Source organism: Rhodococcus sp. MS13 (assembly GCF_013277835.1).
GTDB classification, from domain to species: Bacteria; Actinomycetota; Actinomycetes; order Mycobacteriales; family Mycobacteriaceae; genus Rhodococcus_F; species Rhodococcus_F erythropolis.
This window is the reverse complement of sequence record NZ_VBTL01000009.1, coordinates 253,012-267,706: the sequence shown is the minus strand read 5'-3', so window position 1 is coordinate 267,706 and position 14,695 is coordinate 253,012. Positions and strand designations below refer to the sequence as shown.

The 14,695-nt window shown below is 61.1% G+C and carries 13 protein-coding genes; 3 read left to right on the top strand and 10 right to left on the bottom strand.

The genetic code is table 11. The features are described from left to right. Positions 1 to 13: 13 nt before the first annotated feature. Positions 14 to 730 carry an HAD-IA family hydrolase gene (locus FEZ59_RS18675; protein ID WP_020908678.1) on the top strand — a complete coding sequence of 239 codons (717 nt, stop codon included), beginning with the start codon at positions 14 to 16 and terminating at the stop codon, positions 728 to 730. A 7-nt stretch (positions 731 to 737) separates the two neighbouring features. Here the strand turns inward: FEZ59_RS18675 and FEZ59_RS18670 are convergent, their stop codons facing one another. From FEZ59_RS18670 to eltD, 8 genes are all read right to left on the bottom strand, one after another. Continuing rightward, on the bottom strand, positions 738 to 1,217 hold the full coding sequence (locus FEZ59_RS18670; RefSeq protein WP_021345197.1) for a ribose-5-phosphate isomerase: 480 nt from the start codon (positions 1,215 to 1,217) through the stop codon (positions 738 to 740). Further along, complete coding sequence (locus FEZ59_RS18665) at positions 1,210 to 2,958, bottom strand: dihydroxyacetone kinase family protein (protein ID WP_151531545.1); 1,749 nt, start codon at positions 2,956 to 2,958, stop codon at positions 1,210 to 1,212. The genes FEZ59_RS18670 and FEZ59_RS18665 overlap by 8 nt, the downstream gene beginning before the upstream one ends. A gap of 12 nt (positions 2,959 to 2,970) precedes the next feature. Next, positions 2,971 to 4,119 carry an ABC transporter ATP-binding protein gene (locus tag FEZ59_RS18660; protein ID WP_172933017.1) on the bottom strand — a complete coding sequence of 383 codons (1,149 nt, stop codon included), beginning with the start codon at positions 4,117 to 4,119 and terminating at the stop codon, positions 2,971 to 2,973. Further along, the gene (locus FEZ59_RS18655) at positions 4,116 to 5,291 is read right to left on the bottom strand and encodes an ABC transporter ATP-binding protein (protein WP_172933016.1); all 1,176 of its coding nucleotides are present in this window, start codon (positions 5,289 to 5,291) and stop codon (positions 4,116 to 4,118) included. Before FEZ59_RS18655 ends, FEZ59_RS18660 begins: the two co-directional genes overlap by 4 nt. After that, positions 5,291 to 6,157, bottom strand: coding sequence for a carbohydrate ABC transporter permease (locus tag FEZ59_RS18650; RefSeq protein ID WP_172933015.1), 867 nt, complete (start codon positions 6,155 to 6,157; stop codon positions 5,291 to 5,293). The genes FEZ59_RS18655 and FEZ59_RS18650 overlap by 1 nt, the downstream gene beginning before the upstream one ends. Before the next feature lie 4 nt (positions 6,158 to 6,161). Then, on the bottom strand, positions 6,162 to 7,034 hold the full coding sequence (locus FEZ59_RS18645) for a sugar ABC transporter permease (protein ID WP_021345202.1): 873 nt from the start codon (positions 7,032 to 7,034) through the stop codon (positions 6,162 to 6,164). Between the two features lie 130 nt (positions 7,035 to 7,164). Beyond that, positions 7,165 to 8,544, bottom strand: coding sequence for an extracellular solute-binding protein (locus FEZ59_RS18640; protein ID WP_172933106.1), 1,380 nt, complete (start codon positions 8,542 to 8,544; stop codon positions 7,165 to 7,167). A 129-nt stretch (positions 8,545 to 8,673) separates the two neighbouring features. After that, positions 8,674 to 9,747 carry an erythritol/L-threitol dehyrogenase gene (eltD, locus tag FEZ59_RS18635; RefSeq protein ID WP_202022973.1) on the bottom strand — a complete coding sequence of 358 codons (1,074 nt, stop codon included), beginning with the start codon at positions 9,745 to 9,747 and terminating at the stop codon, positions 8,674 to 8,676. Between the two features lie 201 nt (positions 9,748 to 9,948). Here eltD and FEZ59_RS18630 point away from each other — a divergent pair, with 201 nt between their 5' ends. Next, positions 9,949 to 10,947 (top strand): sugar-binding domain-containing protein, encoded by a 999-nt coding sequence (locus FEZ59_RS18630; RefSeq protein ID WP_151531546.1) that lies wholly within the window; start codon positions 9,949 to 9,951, stop codon positions 10,945 to 10,947. Between the two features lie 17 nt (positions 10,948 to 10,964). Further along, a complete protein-coding gene (locus FEZ59_RS18625) occupies positions 10,965 to 11,735 on the top strand; it encodes a glucose 1-dehydrogenase (protein ID WP_172933014.1) in 771 nt (256 codons plus the stop codon). A gap of 22 nt (positions 11,736 to 11,757) precedes the next feature. On the opposite strand, the gene FEZ59_RS18620 is transcribed toward FEZ59_RS18625, so the two are convergent. Continuing rightward, complete coding sequence (locus FEZ59_RS18620; RefSeq protein ID WP_031333752.1) at positions 11,758 to 13,236, bottom strand: FGGY-family carbohydrate kinase; 1,479 nt, start codon at positions 13,234 to 13,236, stop codon at positions 11,758 to 11,760. Between the two features lie 40 nt (positions 13,237 to 13,276). Beyond that, the gene (xylB, locus tag FEZ59_RS18615) at positions 13,277 to 14,674 is read right to left on the bottom strand and encodes a xylulokinase (protein WP_172933013.1); all 1,398 of its coding nucleotides are present in this window, start codon (positions 14,672 to 14,674) and stop codon (positions 13,277 to 13,279) included. Between the last annotated feature and the right edge of the window lie 21 nt (positions 14,675 to 14,695).

Sequence of the window (14,695 nt, the reverse complement as noted above, 5' to 3'; positions counted from 1 at the left end):
ATAACCTGTCGAGGTGAACACTGACAGCACCGCCCATCAAGACGGACATATCGCCGCGACGCTGTTCGATTTCTCCGGAACCCTCTTCCGTTTGGAGGAGAGCGACGATTGGACCGAGCACCTCGTCGATCATCAAGGCGATCCGCTCGACGTGCACGCTCAAGCCGAGTTGATGCGTCGGATGACCGCGCCGGTGGGCAGAACCGTTGAGATGGACGAAGCCGGGATCTACGCGTGGGAGAACCGCGACCGGGATCCGAAGTTGCATCGTCAGGCGTACCTCGACGTGTTGAGTAAGTCCGGAGTGCCCGATCCGGTTCGGGCCGAAGCTTTCTACGCGCTGCTGGTCGATCCGGACCAGTGGTCGCCGTACCCGGATACCGGTGAGGTCCTGAAGTCATTGTCGGAGAAGGGCGTACGCACTGCCGTCTTGAGCAACATCGCCTTCGACATCCGTCCGGCGTTCGTCGACCGCGGCTGGGACGTCTGGGTCGACGAGTTCGTCCTGTCGTTCGAGGTGGGTGCAGTCAAACCGGAACCCGCGATCTTCGAATACGCCCTGGCACAGCTGGATGTGGATGCGGCGCAGACCCTGATGATCGGTGACAGCGACGTCGCCGACGGCGCGGCCCGAGACGTCGGTTGCCAGTTCGCACTCGTCGATCCCCTGCCGACGACCGAACGCCCGCACGCGCTACTCGACGCAGTGCGGAAGTTCGGGCTTCTGTAGGGAGCGCTCAGCAGTCGCCCGACTTACCGACTGTCTCGTATTCGCCGATGGCAGCAACCTTCTCGGCAGAGGCGCTCTGAGCGTCGAAGTGGTAGCCCAACCACTCCTTCGCCAGCCGTCTGGCGAGTTCGAGGCCGACCACTCGCTGCCCGAAACACAGGACCTGTGCGTCGTTGCTGAGAACTGATCTCTCCACCGAGAAACTGTCGTGGGCAGTCACCGCCCGGATCCCCGGGACCTTGTTGGCGCTGATAGCGACGCCCAATCCTGTTCCACACACGAGGAGCGCCCGGTCGGCTTTGCCGTCGGCCACCAACCTGGCGGCAGTAACAGCAACGTGCGGATACGCAGTGTGTTCGTCGTTCCCGACGCCGACATCGGTCACGACCTCCACGCGGTCGTCGGCTTCGAGGTCGGCCTTGAGTGCCTGCTTGTACTCCAAGCCGGCATCGTCGCAACCGACGACGATACGAAGTCGCTCAGCCATGATCGTGCTCCTTGCGTTCAGAGTTCGTGTTCAAGAAATCAGCGACGGTACGGACACACATCGCCATGGATATCGCGCCGGCGTCCGGGGTCCCGACGCTCCGTTCTGCCAGCGGTCGTGCCCGACCCACCAGCGGGCGCAATTGCGCCGTGGCGTCGGCTGCGGTCTGGGCAACGTCGGCGGCTTCGTCCCACGCTTGCGCCGTGAGGACCCCGTTTCCGACTGCGGCACTCAAGGTTTCCACGAACGGCCACAGAGCATCGAGCATCGTTTTGTCGCCTAGTTTTGCTCCACCGAGCGCCACTATCGCGTCATAGCCAGCCCGTACACCGTCAGCCAGGTCATGGGCGCCTGGTTGTCCCTTGTCACCCAACCGGGTCCCCATCGCCGTAAGCGCGGCACCCCACAGCACGCCGGACGTCCCGCCCGCCTTTGCTGCCCAGGCTTCACCCGCTGCAGTCAAAACTCCTTGTGGACCGGCACCCTGCGCGGCTGCGGCCTGCGCTGCCAGCGTCGCGTATTCGGTTCCGCGAACCATCCCGCGCCCGTGGTCTCCATCACCTGCCACCGCATCGATGCGACCCAGTTCTTCTTCGTTGACCGCCATCACCCGAGCGAGAGCATCGATCACCGTAGCCACGGTTTCTCCGCACAGCCGTCCCCGGTCGTCGCCCGCAGCGCTCACACCGGACGTCTCTTGCACGGAAGTGGTAGTACGACGCTCCCCCGATCGTGTTGCCACACCGAATGTTCCGCGCCGAAATGCCGGAGTGTCCGCGGCTGCGGTCCAGAACGATTCGAGTTCCTCGTCCAGCCACATGAGCGTCAGTGAACAACCGGCCATGTCGAGGCTGGTCACCAACTCTCCGACCTCCGGCGAGACAACCGTGTATCCGGCCTCCCGCAACAGCTTCGCCGCGGTACCCCAGACCACGAACAATTCCTCGTACTTGGTACGCCCGAGTCCGTTGAGGATCACTGCGACGCGGGTCCCGGAGCCGTCCGGCCGTTCGGCAAGCACACCGTCGACCAATAGCTTCGCCAGTTCTGCGGCACTTGGCATCTCGTGCGTGGACACACCCGGTTCTCCGTGAATGCCCAGCCCCAGATCCATCATTCCGGTTTCCACGGCGAACAGTGGGTGATCTGCGCCCGGCATGGTACATCCGTCGAAAGCAACACCGAGTGTTCGCGTGTTGTCGTTTGCCGCGCGTCCTACTCGCTGTACCTCGTCGAGGTCGTATCCTGCTTCCGCAGCCGCCGATGCGATCTTGAACACCGTGAAATCACCAGCGATTCCGCGCCGCTTCGTGATGTCCTCCGCGGATGCACTGGCAATATCGTCGGTGACCGGTAGGTACCGAGCGTCGATTCCCTCGTGCGCCAAAGCTTTCACTGCGAGCGAGAAGTTCATCACGTCACCCGCGTAATTTCCGGTCGTCAGAAGCACGCCGGCACCGCTGTCGACAGCGCGAGCGACGGAGGTCGCCTCCGCTGCGGAGGGAGACGTGAAGATATTTCCCACTACGGCGCCGTCGGCGAACCCCGGCCCGACAACACCACAGAACGCGGGATAGTGGCCGGAACCGCCACCTACGACGACCGCAACCTTGCCCGGTCGAGTCTCCTGGGCACGTACAACACCGCCTGGCACACCGACAACATAGTCGGAGTTAGCGTCGAGGAAACCCTCGAGCATGTCTTCCGTAAATGTCGCGGGGTCGTTGAATAGCCGAGTCATGACAAAATACCTCTAACGCAGTCGATTTCCGGTTTCGGGGTCGAATAGATAGACACGTTCAGGAAGAGCAGTCGCCGCGCACTCGTCGCCTGCCGCAAACCTCTCGTGGGCCGGTGTCTGAACCATCAGCGTTGATCCCGAGCCCGTCGACTCGGTTCCCGCTGCATTCACCTGCACCAGACCGAACTCCATCAGGTGCTCGAAATGCTTCACGTGCACCGTGATCTGCCCCTGCCCGGCAGGCCCCGACACCATAGTCATGTCTTGGGGGCGAACTCCGACTCGAACCGACTGACCCTCAACAACATTGCGTGTCGAGACCGGCAAGGTACCAGCCGAGCCTATGGCAACAACCGCAGATCCGTTCTCGAGGCGCACAATTCCGTCGAACATGTTGATCTGCGGTTCGCCCACGAACTCCGCCACGAAAATGTTAGCCGGATCGTCGAACACCTCGTCAGGAGTGCCGTACTGCTGGATGATGCCACCGTCCATCACCGCAAGCCGGTCGGCCAAGCTCAGCGCCTCGACCTGGTCGTGAGTGACCACGATTGTGGTGTAGCCGAATTCGCGTTGCAGCATCTTCAGTTCACGCCGAACCCGTTGCCGTGCCGACGCGTCGAGGTGCGAGAGCGGTTCGTCGAGGAGCAGCACCGGCGGGTTGCGCACAAGCGCCCGAGCGAGTGCAACCCGCTGCTTCTGTCCGCTCGACAATCCTGCCGGACGCAAGGCGAGTAGGTCCTCCATCTCCAGACGACGGGCAATGGTGGACACCAGTTCGTCTGCGCCCGCTACTTTTCGGGCTTTCAATCCGTACGAGAGGTTGTCGCGCACCGAGAGCGGCGGATACAAAGCGTAGCTCTCGAATCCAACCCCGACGCCTCGTTTCCCGGGTGCCAGCTGACTGATCTTCCGGTCACCGATCAAGATCTCCCCGCTCGAGACGGTCTCCAGTCCGGCGATCATCCGAAGGGTTGTCGTCTTGCCGCATCCCGAAGGACCCAGTAGCGCAACCAATTCACCGGGTTCGATGTGCAGGTCGATTCCTTTGACCGCGTGGAATGTTGCCCGCCCACGCGAAGAGTAGGTCTTCTCCAGGTTGTCCAAGGTCAGTGATTGCGCGACCTTCGCGCCGCTACGACTATCGGCGGTAGTGGTCATCGCCCGTCCTCCTGTGCTGCGTAGGTCGTTACACTTTCGCCGGTCCTAACGGCGCCGACGATCGCGCTGCCGAGTCGTCGACTGTCTGTTCCTTCTGGTGCGCCCTCGAACAGGTGAATGTTCTGGCGAGCCAATTCCACAACGATCTCGGCACCTTCGACCGCGAGCGAACCACCCGACGACAGACCGATCATCGTGACCCCGCCGCCGAGATCTATCGAGAGTTCGACATTGCGGCCAAGCCGCTCTACCAGTTGAATCCGGCCGCGTACGGCCACCGCGGCGGAGTTTCCCGAGTAATCTGCGCGAATCTCGATGTCACACGGTCGGATACCGATTCGAGCGCCGACCGACGACGAAATCGAGATGTCGGCCGGAATCTCGACCTCCAGCTCGGTGCCCAGAACCCGGAGCACCGCGCCGTCGACTGCTGCGTCGAACACGTTGATCTCGGGTTGACCGAGCGAGCGTGCCACGAACGTGTCAGCGGGCGCATGCCAGATGTTGGCCGGGGTGTCGATCTGGACCAGCCGCCCTTCCCTCAGGATTGCGATTCGATCACCCAGCGCGAGTGCTTCCTGATAGTCGTGCGTCACGTACACCGTTGTGGTGTTGGACATCTGGCCGAGCTGACGCAATTCTGCACGCATCGCAGCACGTAGTTTGGCGTCGAGGTGTGAGAGCGGCTCGTCGAGGAGGTACACGTCAGCCGGCCGCACCAGCACACGACCGAGTGCGACACGCTGCCGTTGTCCGTTGGACAACTCTCGCGGGAACCGCTCGAGCAAGTGGTTGATTCCCAGCGTTTTCGTGACCGCGTCGATACGGCGCTTCTGCTCGTCCTCCGAGTATTTTCCGGTTCGACCGGATTTGAGTGGTGACGCCAGATTCTCCGACACCGTCTTCTGCGGGTAGAGGGCGTAACTCTCGAAGGCCATGGCGACGTTACGGTGGTATGGCTCGACGAGAGTCATGTCCACTCCACCGATGTCGACGGTACCGTCGTCGACTTCGACGAGTCCGGCTATCGACTTGAGCGTCGTGGTCTTGCCTGCGCCGGAAGGTCCCAGAATGACCAGGAATTCACCGTCTGCCACGTCGAGGTCGATACCGTCGATGCCCACGGTCTTTCCGTAGTGCTTCGTCAATGCTTTGACAGTAAGTGCGACCATCAGGATTTCACCGCCCCAAACGACAGTCCGCGGACAAGGTATCGCTGAATCGTCAACGCCAGAATCAGCGGTGGTAGAGCAGCGATCACCGCCGCCGCAGCTGTCAGGTTGTAGTAGGCCTGTCCGCCGCCACCGAGGAACTTGGTCACCGCGACGGTGACGGTTCCTGCGTTACTGTCGGCCAGGATGAGAGGGAATACGTAGTTGTTCCACGCGAAGATGAACGAAAGCAAAGCTGCCGCAGCGATTCCGGGACGAACAAGTGGCAGTGCCACCATCACGAAGGCGCGCTTACGGGTGTATCCGTCCAACAATGCTGCTTGCTCGAGGTCTTCGGGAAGGTCTTCGAAGTACGAGCGCAGGATCCAGACCACCAGAGGCATCGTCACCAGTTGAAGAACCCACACCATCCCGAGTTTGGTGTCGAACAACCCGATCTGGTTGTAGATGACGAACAGCGGGACGATCACCATCAGCTCCGGCGCAAAGCGGAAGGAAAGCATGTTGAACATCAAATCGTTGGATCCCTTGTACTTCCAACGCCCGGCAGCATACGCCGCCGGAATTCCGATAGCCAACGAAACAAGAACAGCGCCACCACAATTGATCAAGCTGGTCAGCAGGGCCGACTTGAAGTCGACACTCGTCAGATCCGTGCCCTTCTGACTCAGCACGGTTCCGAAGTTCTCGAACGTGGGACTGAACTTGAAGTATGTGGTGGTCTGCTCGGCCGGAGTCTTCAGCGCCAGCAGAAACATCCACAGGATGGGAAAGAGCGAGAAGACGAACCACACGACCAACACGATGTCCGCGGCTACGGCACCGATGGTGAATCTCTTCTGGCCTGGCATCAATTCACTGGCCATGACTTTACGACTCCGCTCCGGCAGCACGACGCTGCGCTTTGCCCAACACGCTCACCAGATAGCGCGCGGTGACGAACACGATGATCCACAGCAAGAACATGTAGGTGCTGCCGCGGGAATAGTCGAGATTGATGATCGAATCCTCGAATGCACCGATCTGGAGCGTTCGGGTGGACAGTCCTGGTCCACCCGCAGTCAGGACGTACACCGCGTCGAACACTTTGAGGTTGTCCATGAATCGGAAGATCACGGCGACCAGAATGTAGGGCCACAACATAGGCAGCATGAGCCTGCGGAACATGTAGAACCAACTGGCACCGTCCACCTCGGATGCTTCGAACGGCTCCTTCGGCAGCGAACGCATTCCGGCGAGAACAAGAATCGCCACGAAGGGAGTGAAGATCCACAGGTCCACCAGAATGACCGACCACAGTGCATTCTGACTGCTCAACCAGTCGAATGTGTTACCCAGTCCAAGAACGTGATTCAAAATTCCGAACTGCGGATTGAACATCAGTTTCCAGATCACACCGGCGATGACAGGTGCAATCATCAATGGAAGGATCAGCACCTTCTCGAAGATCTTCCCGATCAAGCTCGAACGGTTGAGCAGCAACGCGATGCCGACGCCGATCACGGTTTCGACCGCTGTGGCAACAATCGCGAAGACTCCAGTCACGCGCACGCTGGTCCAGAAGCTCGAGTCGCCCAGGACACTCGCGAAGTTCTTGAACCACACGAACTGTGGATCAGGATTCACCGCTGCGTAATTCAGGAACGAGTAGTACGCGCCGATCACGAACGGGTAGAGAATTCCGACAACGATCACCACAGCCGGAATCGAGAGGATGTAGGGTCGCAACTTGCGTCGCCACATCGGTACTTCGGGAGGTTCGACGTTGTGGGGCGATGCGTCTGCCGGTTTCGCGGAGGGTGCCTCCGACGGCGGACGGGTGGATTGGGTAGTCACTATTCCTTACTCCCTTGCTCCGGTGATCCGCCGCGGATCAGAGGTTTACCTTGGATGTGTTGGTCTTGGCGAGCGAGGAGAGCGTCGACTGCGCATCCTTGCCGCCGTAGATGTCCTGCAGCGCCACGGCCCAGTCCTCCGTGGTGTCGAAGAACTTCTTCTGAGGCGTGAACTGGATTTTGGAACTGCCGATCACCGTCTCGAATGTTTCGAGGTAGCCCGGCATACCATCGCCGACTTCCTGTTTGAAAGTCTCGTCGAACACGGACTTGCGTACAGGGTTCGCGAAGATACCCGATTTGACGGCGTCGTTGAGTGTTCCCTTGCTGGTGGCCCACTGCAGGAAAAGCCAGGCCGCATGCTTTTTCTCGGAACGCGCATTCATCGCCAGCGACCACGTCCACAAGTTGGTCGCATAGCTGCCGTCCGGCCCGGCCGGCCCCGGGTACCAAGCGAGGTTCCCGGCTTCCCGACTCGCTCCGGGCTTGTTCTTCGGGTACGTCGCACTGTCTGCGTCGTACACCATCATTGCCTTGCCGTCACCGAGATCGCCTGTTGCCTGCGGATAGTCGTACGTTGTCCACGAAGTCGGTCCGGCAGCGTGCATCATGTCGATCCACTTCTGCGTGAAGGCCACCGCCTTGTCCGAATCCATGGTGGCGACCAGTTCGCCATCGCGGAGTTCGTAGTCCTTGGCACCCTCGCGACTGAACTGTGTCATGAATCCGGGGTGAATCGTCGCCCAGGACTTCGACCCTCGCGTGGCGATTCCGTAGACGTTCTCACTTCGATCCGTGAGATCCGTTGCAAGTTCGATCAATCCGTCGAATGTGTCAGGGAGTGTAATTCCCTTGTCGTCGAAGACCCTCTTGTTGTAAGTGACGACATTGTTCTCGAAGCCCAACGGTAACGCCCACTGTCCCCCTGTTCCGAGAGGGGATCCCAGTTCGAAATCCCAACGGGTAGAAGTTCGCAGCCCCTCGTAGATATCTTCGAAGTCGTATTCGTCGCTCGTGGCGGACGTGTTCTCGAGCCACGGTTTCAGGTCCTCCAGCCAAGCCGGTGGACCGTACTGCCAGATGAAGTACGCACCGAGCATGAACACGTCGTGCTTACCGGTTCCGCCTGCGAGTTCGGTGTTGAGTTTGGTGAAGTAGTCCGCCTCCGGCACCAGATCCGCCTTGACCGTGATTCCGGTCAGCTCGGTGAAATCAGCAAGGAGTGGCTGCAACGCCTGCTGATACGGGTGCGGAGTCTGCAGGATGTTGATGCTCGCGCCTTCCAGCGCCCGCCAATTGAATCCGCCGGTCACCTCGGACGCGCCGTTAGTCGGCTTCTCACCACCGCCGACACCACAGGCGGAAAGTATGGGCACACTTGCAGCAGCCATTCCCGCGATACCGAACGCCCGCAGCATCTCTCGACGAGTGAGCTGCGGGCCACCGCTGAATGGGACGCGGGGTGTGAAACGACTCATGTGGATTCTCCGCTGAATGGATGAGTGGGATCTCGAACGACCTGCGGCACAGGTCGGTTGTGCGAACTGTCAGGGAATGAGTGAGACCTTCACGGACTCGGCGCCACTGGCGACCAGATCGAGCCCCTTCTGGAAATCTTCCAGCGGAAGCTGATGCGTGCAGATCTTGTCCATCGGGAGCAGGCCGGACTCGATCATCCGGATTGCGGCAGGCCAGCAGTCGGGCCCCAGGTGCGCCCCGAGGACATCAAGTTCCTTGTCGTCGCTGATGATGCTCCAGTCGACGCTGACGTCGTCTTTGAACACCCCGTATTCGACGTAGGTGCCGAGCTTACGCAAGATGTTGAGGCCCTGGGGAACTGCGGACGGATGGCCTGTCGCTTCGATATAGACATCGGCCCCGTACCCGTCGGTGAGATCCTTGACGATCTGCACGGCGTCCTCGTCGGCGATGTTGATGACGATGTCGGCTCCGCACAGTTTGGCGAGCTCGAGCTTTTCCGGTGCCATGTCGAGAGCGATCACGTGCGCGGGGCTTTTTGCTCGCGCCCCGGCGACCATCCCCAGCCCGATCGGCCCGCAGCCCGCAACCACAACAACGTCGTCGAAGGTAATGCCTGCTCGTTCGACTGCATGTAGTGAGCACGACAGCGGCTCGGCAAAGGCGGCATGCGCTGCCGGCAGATCCTTGGATACCTTGTGCACCAGAGCTTCCACTGGGTAGACCATGAATTCGGCCATCGCGCCGGGGGTGACACGCTTGAATCCGTACAGGTTGTGCGGCTGGCACATGTGATACTGCCCGCGCTTGCAGTAGCGGCACTCCCAACACGGGACGATCTGTTCGGAGACCACACGGTCGCCCACCTGGATCCCCCAGCGCTTCGCCCCTGCCGCATCGATCGAGACAACCTCACCGACAAATTCGTGCCCCGGAATGACCTCGGTCTCCGCCCAAGCCGGACGGTTTTCGTCGCCCCAGAATTTTGCTGCACCGTGGTAGCACTTCAAGTCGCTCGCACAGATTCCGACTGCTTCGACCCGAACCAGCGCTTCACCGGGGCCCGGTACAGGCTTCGGCACTTCTTCGAGTCGATAGTCGCGCGGACCGTGGCAGATGACCGCCTTCATCGTCTCGGACATCTTTGTCTCCTCTTGGGATCAGGTCTGGATGGGGCGCAATGCGCTGGTCCAGTAGCTGCACATGAACACAATTTCATGTGTCGGCGGTCACAGTATCGGATCCTTTTACATATGTCCAGCACAATTGTTCATCTGAACTAGGTGCGTGAGCATCTGTTCATGCGGTACCTTTCTGTCATGCCGATCAGCAGCTCAGACGCGATGCCACTACCCGCATCCACGCCTGCCGGCTCGACATCGACCAGCACAAACAGCACATTCACGCGCGCGTTGCTCTACACCGCGGCCAAGCTCTACTACGACGAAGAAGCTACTCAGGCCGAAGTCGCAAAAGCCCTCGGCACCAGCCGTGCCACTGTCAGTCGCATGCTTTCCGAGGCGCGACGGCAGGGCATAGTCCGCATCCAGGTCGTACCGCCGCAAGAAGAAGCACACGGAAGCCTGGCCGAGCGGTTGCGCGTCAAACTCGGACTGCACCGCGTGTACCTGTCTGGACCTCTGCCCACTCCGGCGCAGCAGAAGGGCACGGTCGACGTCATGGGCTCGGTACTTGCCCCGGCGACAGCCGAGGCCCTCGCCGGGGCCGGCCTCATGCCAGGTGACGTACTGCTCGTGTCCTCCGGGCGCACGGTATACGAAGTCGCACAATATGATCTGACACCCATCCCAGGGGTCCTCGTCGCTCCCACCGTTGGTGGCAACGACCAACCGGAAGAGTGGTACCAGACCAACGAGATCACCCGCTTGATCTCGAACAAGATCGGCGGACGTCCGAATTATCTTTTTGCGCCGGCGCTTCCAGGACCCGATCTGTATCCGACCCTCACCAAGGATCCGGCCATACAGCGAGTTCTCGGCCTGTGGCCACAGGCTCGGGCTATCCTCATGGGCATCGGCGCTCCACCTCTACTGCGCGCCGACATTCCGCAGTTCGTCCCGATAACGTCGTCATCGCTTCGAGAAGCCGTGGGCGACATCTGCTCTCGATTCTACGATCGCGACGGCAACACCGTCGACTTCCCCGGTAGCGAACGCCTTATTGCGCTCGAACTGTCTGCACTGCAAGATATCCCGGTGGGCATCGCCGTGGCCGTCGGCGCCGAGAAAGTCGCTCCTATCATTGCCGGTGCGCGCAGCCGGTACTTCAATCAACTTGTCACCGACCCAACCACCGCACAACAGATACTTGCGGTCGAGTAACTTCGAAAGGCTTTGCCATGCCTACTGCGTCAGCTCGCCCGCTCGCCGGAAAACGCGCTCTTGTCACCGGAGCGTCGAAAGGCATCGGCGCGCAAATCGCACACGCCTTTGCCCAGGCCGGCGCGGACGTAATCGTCTCCGGTCGTAGCCGCTGCGAACTGACAACGCTGGCCGACCGACTCCGCGACAGTTTTGCCGTCCGCGCCGAGATTCTCGTTGCAGATCTCGCATTACCCGACGCACCGACACAGGTCGCACAGGAGTCTCTCGCGGTATTCGGTGGCCTGGATGTGCTGGTCAACAACGCTGGAATCTCGTATCCCGAATTTGCCACCGACATCACCGAACCCAACTTCGACGCGGTTCTGAACGTCAACCTCCGTGCGCCGGCCTTGCTCGCCGCGAAGATCGGCTCAGCCATGGCCGATGCGGGCGGCGGAGCCATCGTGACGGTTGCTTCGGCAGCAGCCTTGCGCGCGTTGCCCGAGCACTATTCGTACTGCATCGCAAAGGCCGGGTTGGTGATGGCCACCAAAGTGCTTGCCTTGGAATTAGGTAGCCGCGGCGTCCGGGCCAACTCGGTCTGCCCGACGGTTGTACTCACCGAGATGGGCCAGACGGTATGGGGTGAACACGACAAGGCTGCACCGATGTTGAACCGTATCCCGACTGGGCGCTTTGCCATGCCGGACGAGGTATCCGAAGCCGTCGTCTGGCTGGCGTCGGATGCCGCCGCCATGGTGAACGGAACCGACCTTCCCATCGATGGCGGCTACCTCGTAAGCTGAGCGGCCGCAGCCATCGGGCCGTTCAGCCGAACTCGGCGAGGGCGTGGATCTGTTCTTTCGTCGACGGGTACAGCGTCAACCACGTTTGATACAAATCCTCGTACATCGCCTTGTTGGCTGCGTTCGGCACTACTTCGTGCGACAGAGTCGTCCAATCGGTATCCGGCGCAACAAGTCCGGTCCCGATCGCAGCCAACAGCGCATCGCCGTAGCTGGCGCCGATGGTCTGAGCCGGAACCAACTGCGTGTGTCCGGTGATGTCGCTGATCGCCTGTGTCCAGACCCGACTCTTGACCCCGCCTCCCACAGCGATCGTGCGGCGAACAGGTTCATCTGTGTCACCGAACATTTCGAGTATCTGACGGATTCCGAAGGCGATACCTTCATAGGCGGCCCGAAACAGATGCCCCCGGCCGTGGCGCAACGACAGTCCTGCGACGACGCCTCTGGCTTTGGGGTCGAACACGGGGGTACGTTCGCCGGCGAAGTACGGCAGGATCAGCAGCCCTTCGGCGCCGGCCGGCACGGCCTCGGCCTCGGCGAGCAACTGTTCGAATGGTGCATCACCGGTGAGCTTTTGAAGCCATCCGGTCAGGCTTCCGGCAGTGGAAGTGCCGGCCGCGAGTGCCAGAGTATTCTCCTGAACCCCTGCGGTTGTCCACAGTGCCGGATTGCTGTGAAACTTGTCGAGCACCTGTACCAGGAACATCGTCGACCCGTACATGAGCATGAGATCCCCGGGATGACGGGCCCCCACACTGAACCCCTCGGAAAAGGCGTCGACAGTACCCGCGACAACGGGCGTCCCGGCAGGTAGTCCGGTCTGCTCGGCCGCATCAGCATGTACCAGTCCGACAACATCACTCGGCCATACCAAACGAGGCGATTCCAGATGCCCCAGAATGCGATCCAGCCAATCGGATTTCCAGCTGAAGTCTCGGACCGAATAAAGCGGATCACACTGACTGGCCGTGTGATGATCCTGAACGTACTCACCGGTCAGCTTTGCGGCGATGTACGAATTCGAGCCGTACCACCGCGTCGCCGCGGCAAAAGTTTCCGGTTCATGGATGCGTACCCACTCGATCTTCGGTCCGACGGCCTGACTCGACAGGAGTTTGCCACCACAATCGAGTATTGCCTCCTCGCTGAACAATTCGGTCAGCGAGGCCACTTCTGCCGAGGCTCGACTGTCGATTCCGTAGAGGATAGCCGGACGAACAGGACGAAGTTCACTGTCGCACAACACCAGTGCCGGACCGACGCCACTGACACATACACCGGCCACCTTGGCAATCGTGGGAACCTGTGCCACAAGACGTTTCGAGATCTCACAGACCTCGGACCACCACATCTTCTCGGCGTCCACCTCGGCCCACCCAGGGCGGGGCATCGAGATCTGGTGATCGATCTGCTCGGTCGCCAGGACCACACCGTCAGGGGTCACCAGAACCCCTTTGCTGCTACCCGTCCCCATGTCTATACCTACCAACAAGTCCACGGAGTCACCCTAACCGAGCGAGCGGTGTCAGGCTCTGTGGTTACACACCTTCGGTGAGTTCGCGCAACGACGCGTAGCGCTCGCGCACGTGGGGAGCTGGTTCGGCGTCGAATCGTCGCTCTTCCGGTTTCGGCCACACCGGCGGCTGCGTGTCCCCGGACAGTGCCCATGCTGCTTGCCTGCATGCCCCTTCGGCGACGTACTCACCCGGAGCAGGGATTACGACCGGCACTCCGAGAATTGCCGGCGCAATCTCACAGAGAGCGCGAGACTTCGCTCCGCCTCCGACGAGGAGAACTCGCTTCACCTCGACGCCCTGACGAACCAGATCGTCGACGCCGTCAGCCAAGCCGCACAGGAGCCCTTCGACTGCGGCGCGCGCGAAATGCGCCGGCGTCGAGTTCTGCAGCCGGAAGCCGTGCATTGCTCCCGTGGCGTCGGGGCGGTTGGGCGTCCGCTCGCCCTCGAAGTACGGAATCATGACCAGCCCGTCGTTTCCGAGGGGCGCGGTCAGCGCCAACCGGGACAGTTCGGCGTGATCGACACCGAGAATGGACGCTGTCGCATCAAGAATGCGCGCGCCGTTGAGAGTGCACACGAGCGGCAGGTGCAGACCGGTTGCGTCCGCGAATCCTGCCACGTTTCCACTGGGATCGTGCGTGGGGGTGGCCGATACAGCCGACACGACGCCGGATGTTCCGATCGAGATGATCACGTCACCGGGGACTGCTCCCAAACCCAGTGCGGCTGCGGCATTGTCACCCGTACCCGGTCCGATGATTCCCCCGGGGTCAGTGCTTCCGATCTTGTCGTTCGGCGATGCAACTCGGGGAACATGGGGGGTGCGATCGCGAAATGCCAACGCCAGCAAGTCGGTACGGTATTCGCGCGTCGAGGCAGCGTAATAGCCGGTTCCACTTGCGTCGCCCGCGTCTGTGGCGAGCTCCTCGATTGAACCGGACCCGCCCAATTTCCAGGACAGCCAGTCATGCGGAAGACACACCGCGGCAGTGCGATCGGCGTTGCCTGGCTCGTGATCTGCGAGCCATCGAAGCTTGCTTGCCGTGACCGCGGCGACCGGAACTACGCCAACCGCGTCGGCCCACGCCTTCGATCCGCCGAGTTCTTCGACCAGATCCGTCGCAGCCTTCGCCGAACGAGTGTCGTTCCACAGCAGCGCCGGCCTGACGACCTCGCCGCCGCTGTCCAGACACACCATGCCGTGCTGTTGAGCTCCGACGGATACCGCTGCGACGTCGCCGAGCCCACCCGCCGCGGCGATTGCATTGTCCATCGCCTCGAGCCAGCATGTCGGATCTATCTCGGTACCGACGGGATGGGCCGCCCGTCCTTCTCGTACCAGTTCTCCCGAATCGGCATCACGGACAATGACTTTGCACGACTGGGTAGACGAATCGATACCGGCTACGAGGGTCACACTGGCGTCCTTTCCGAAGGA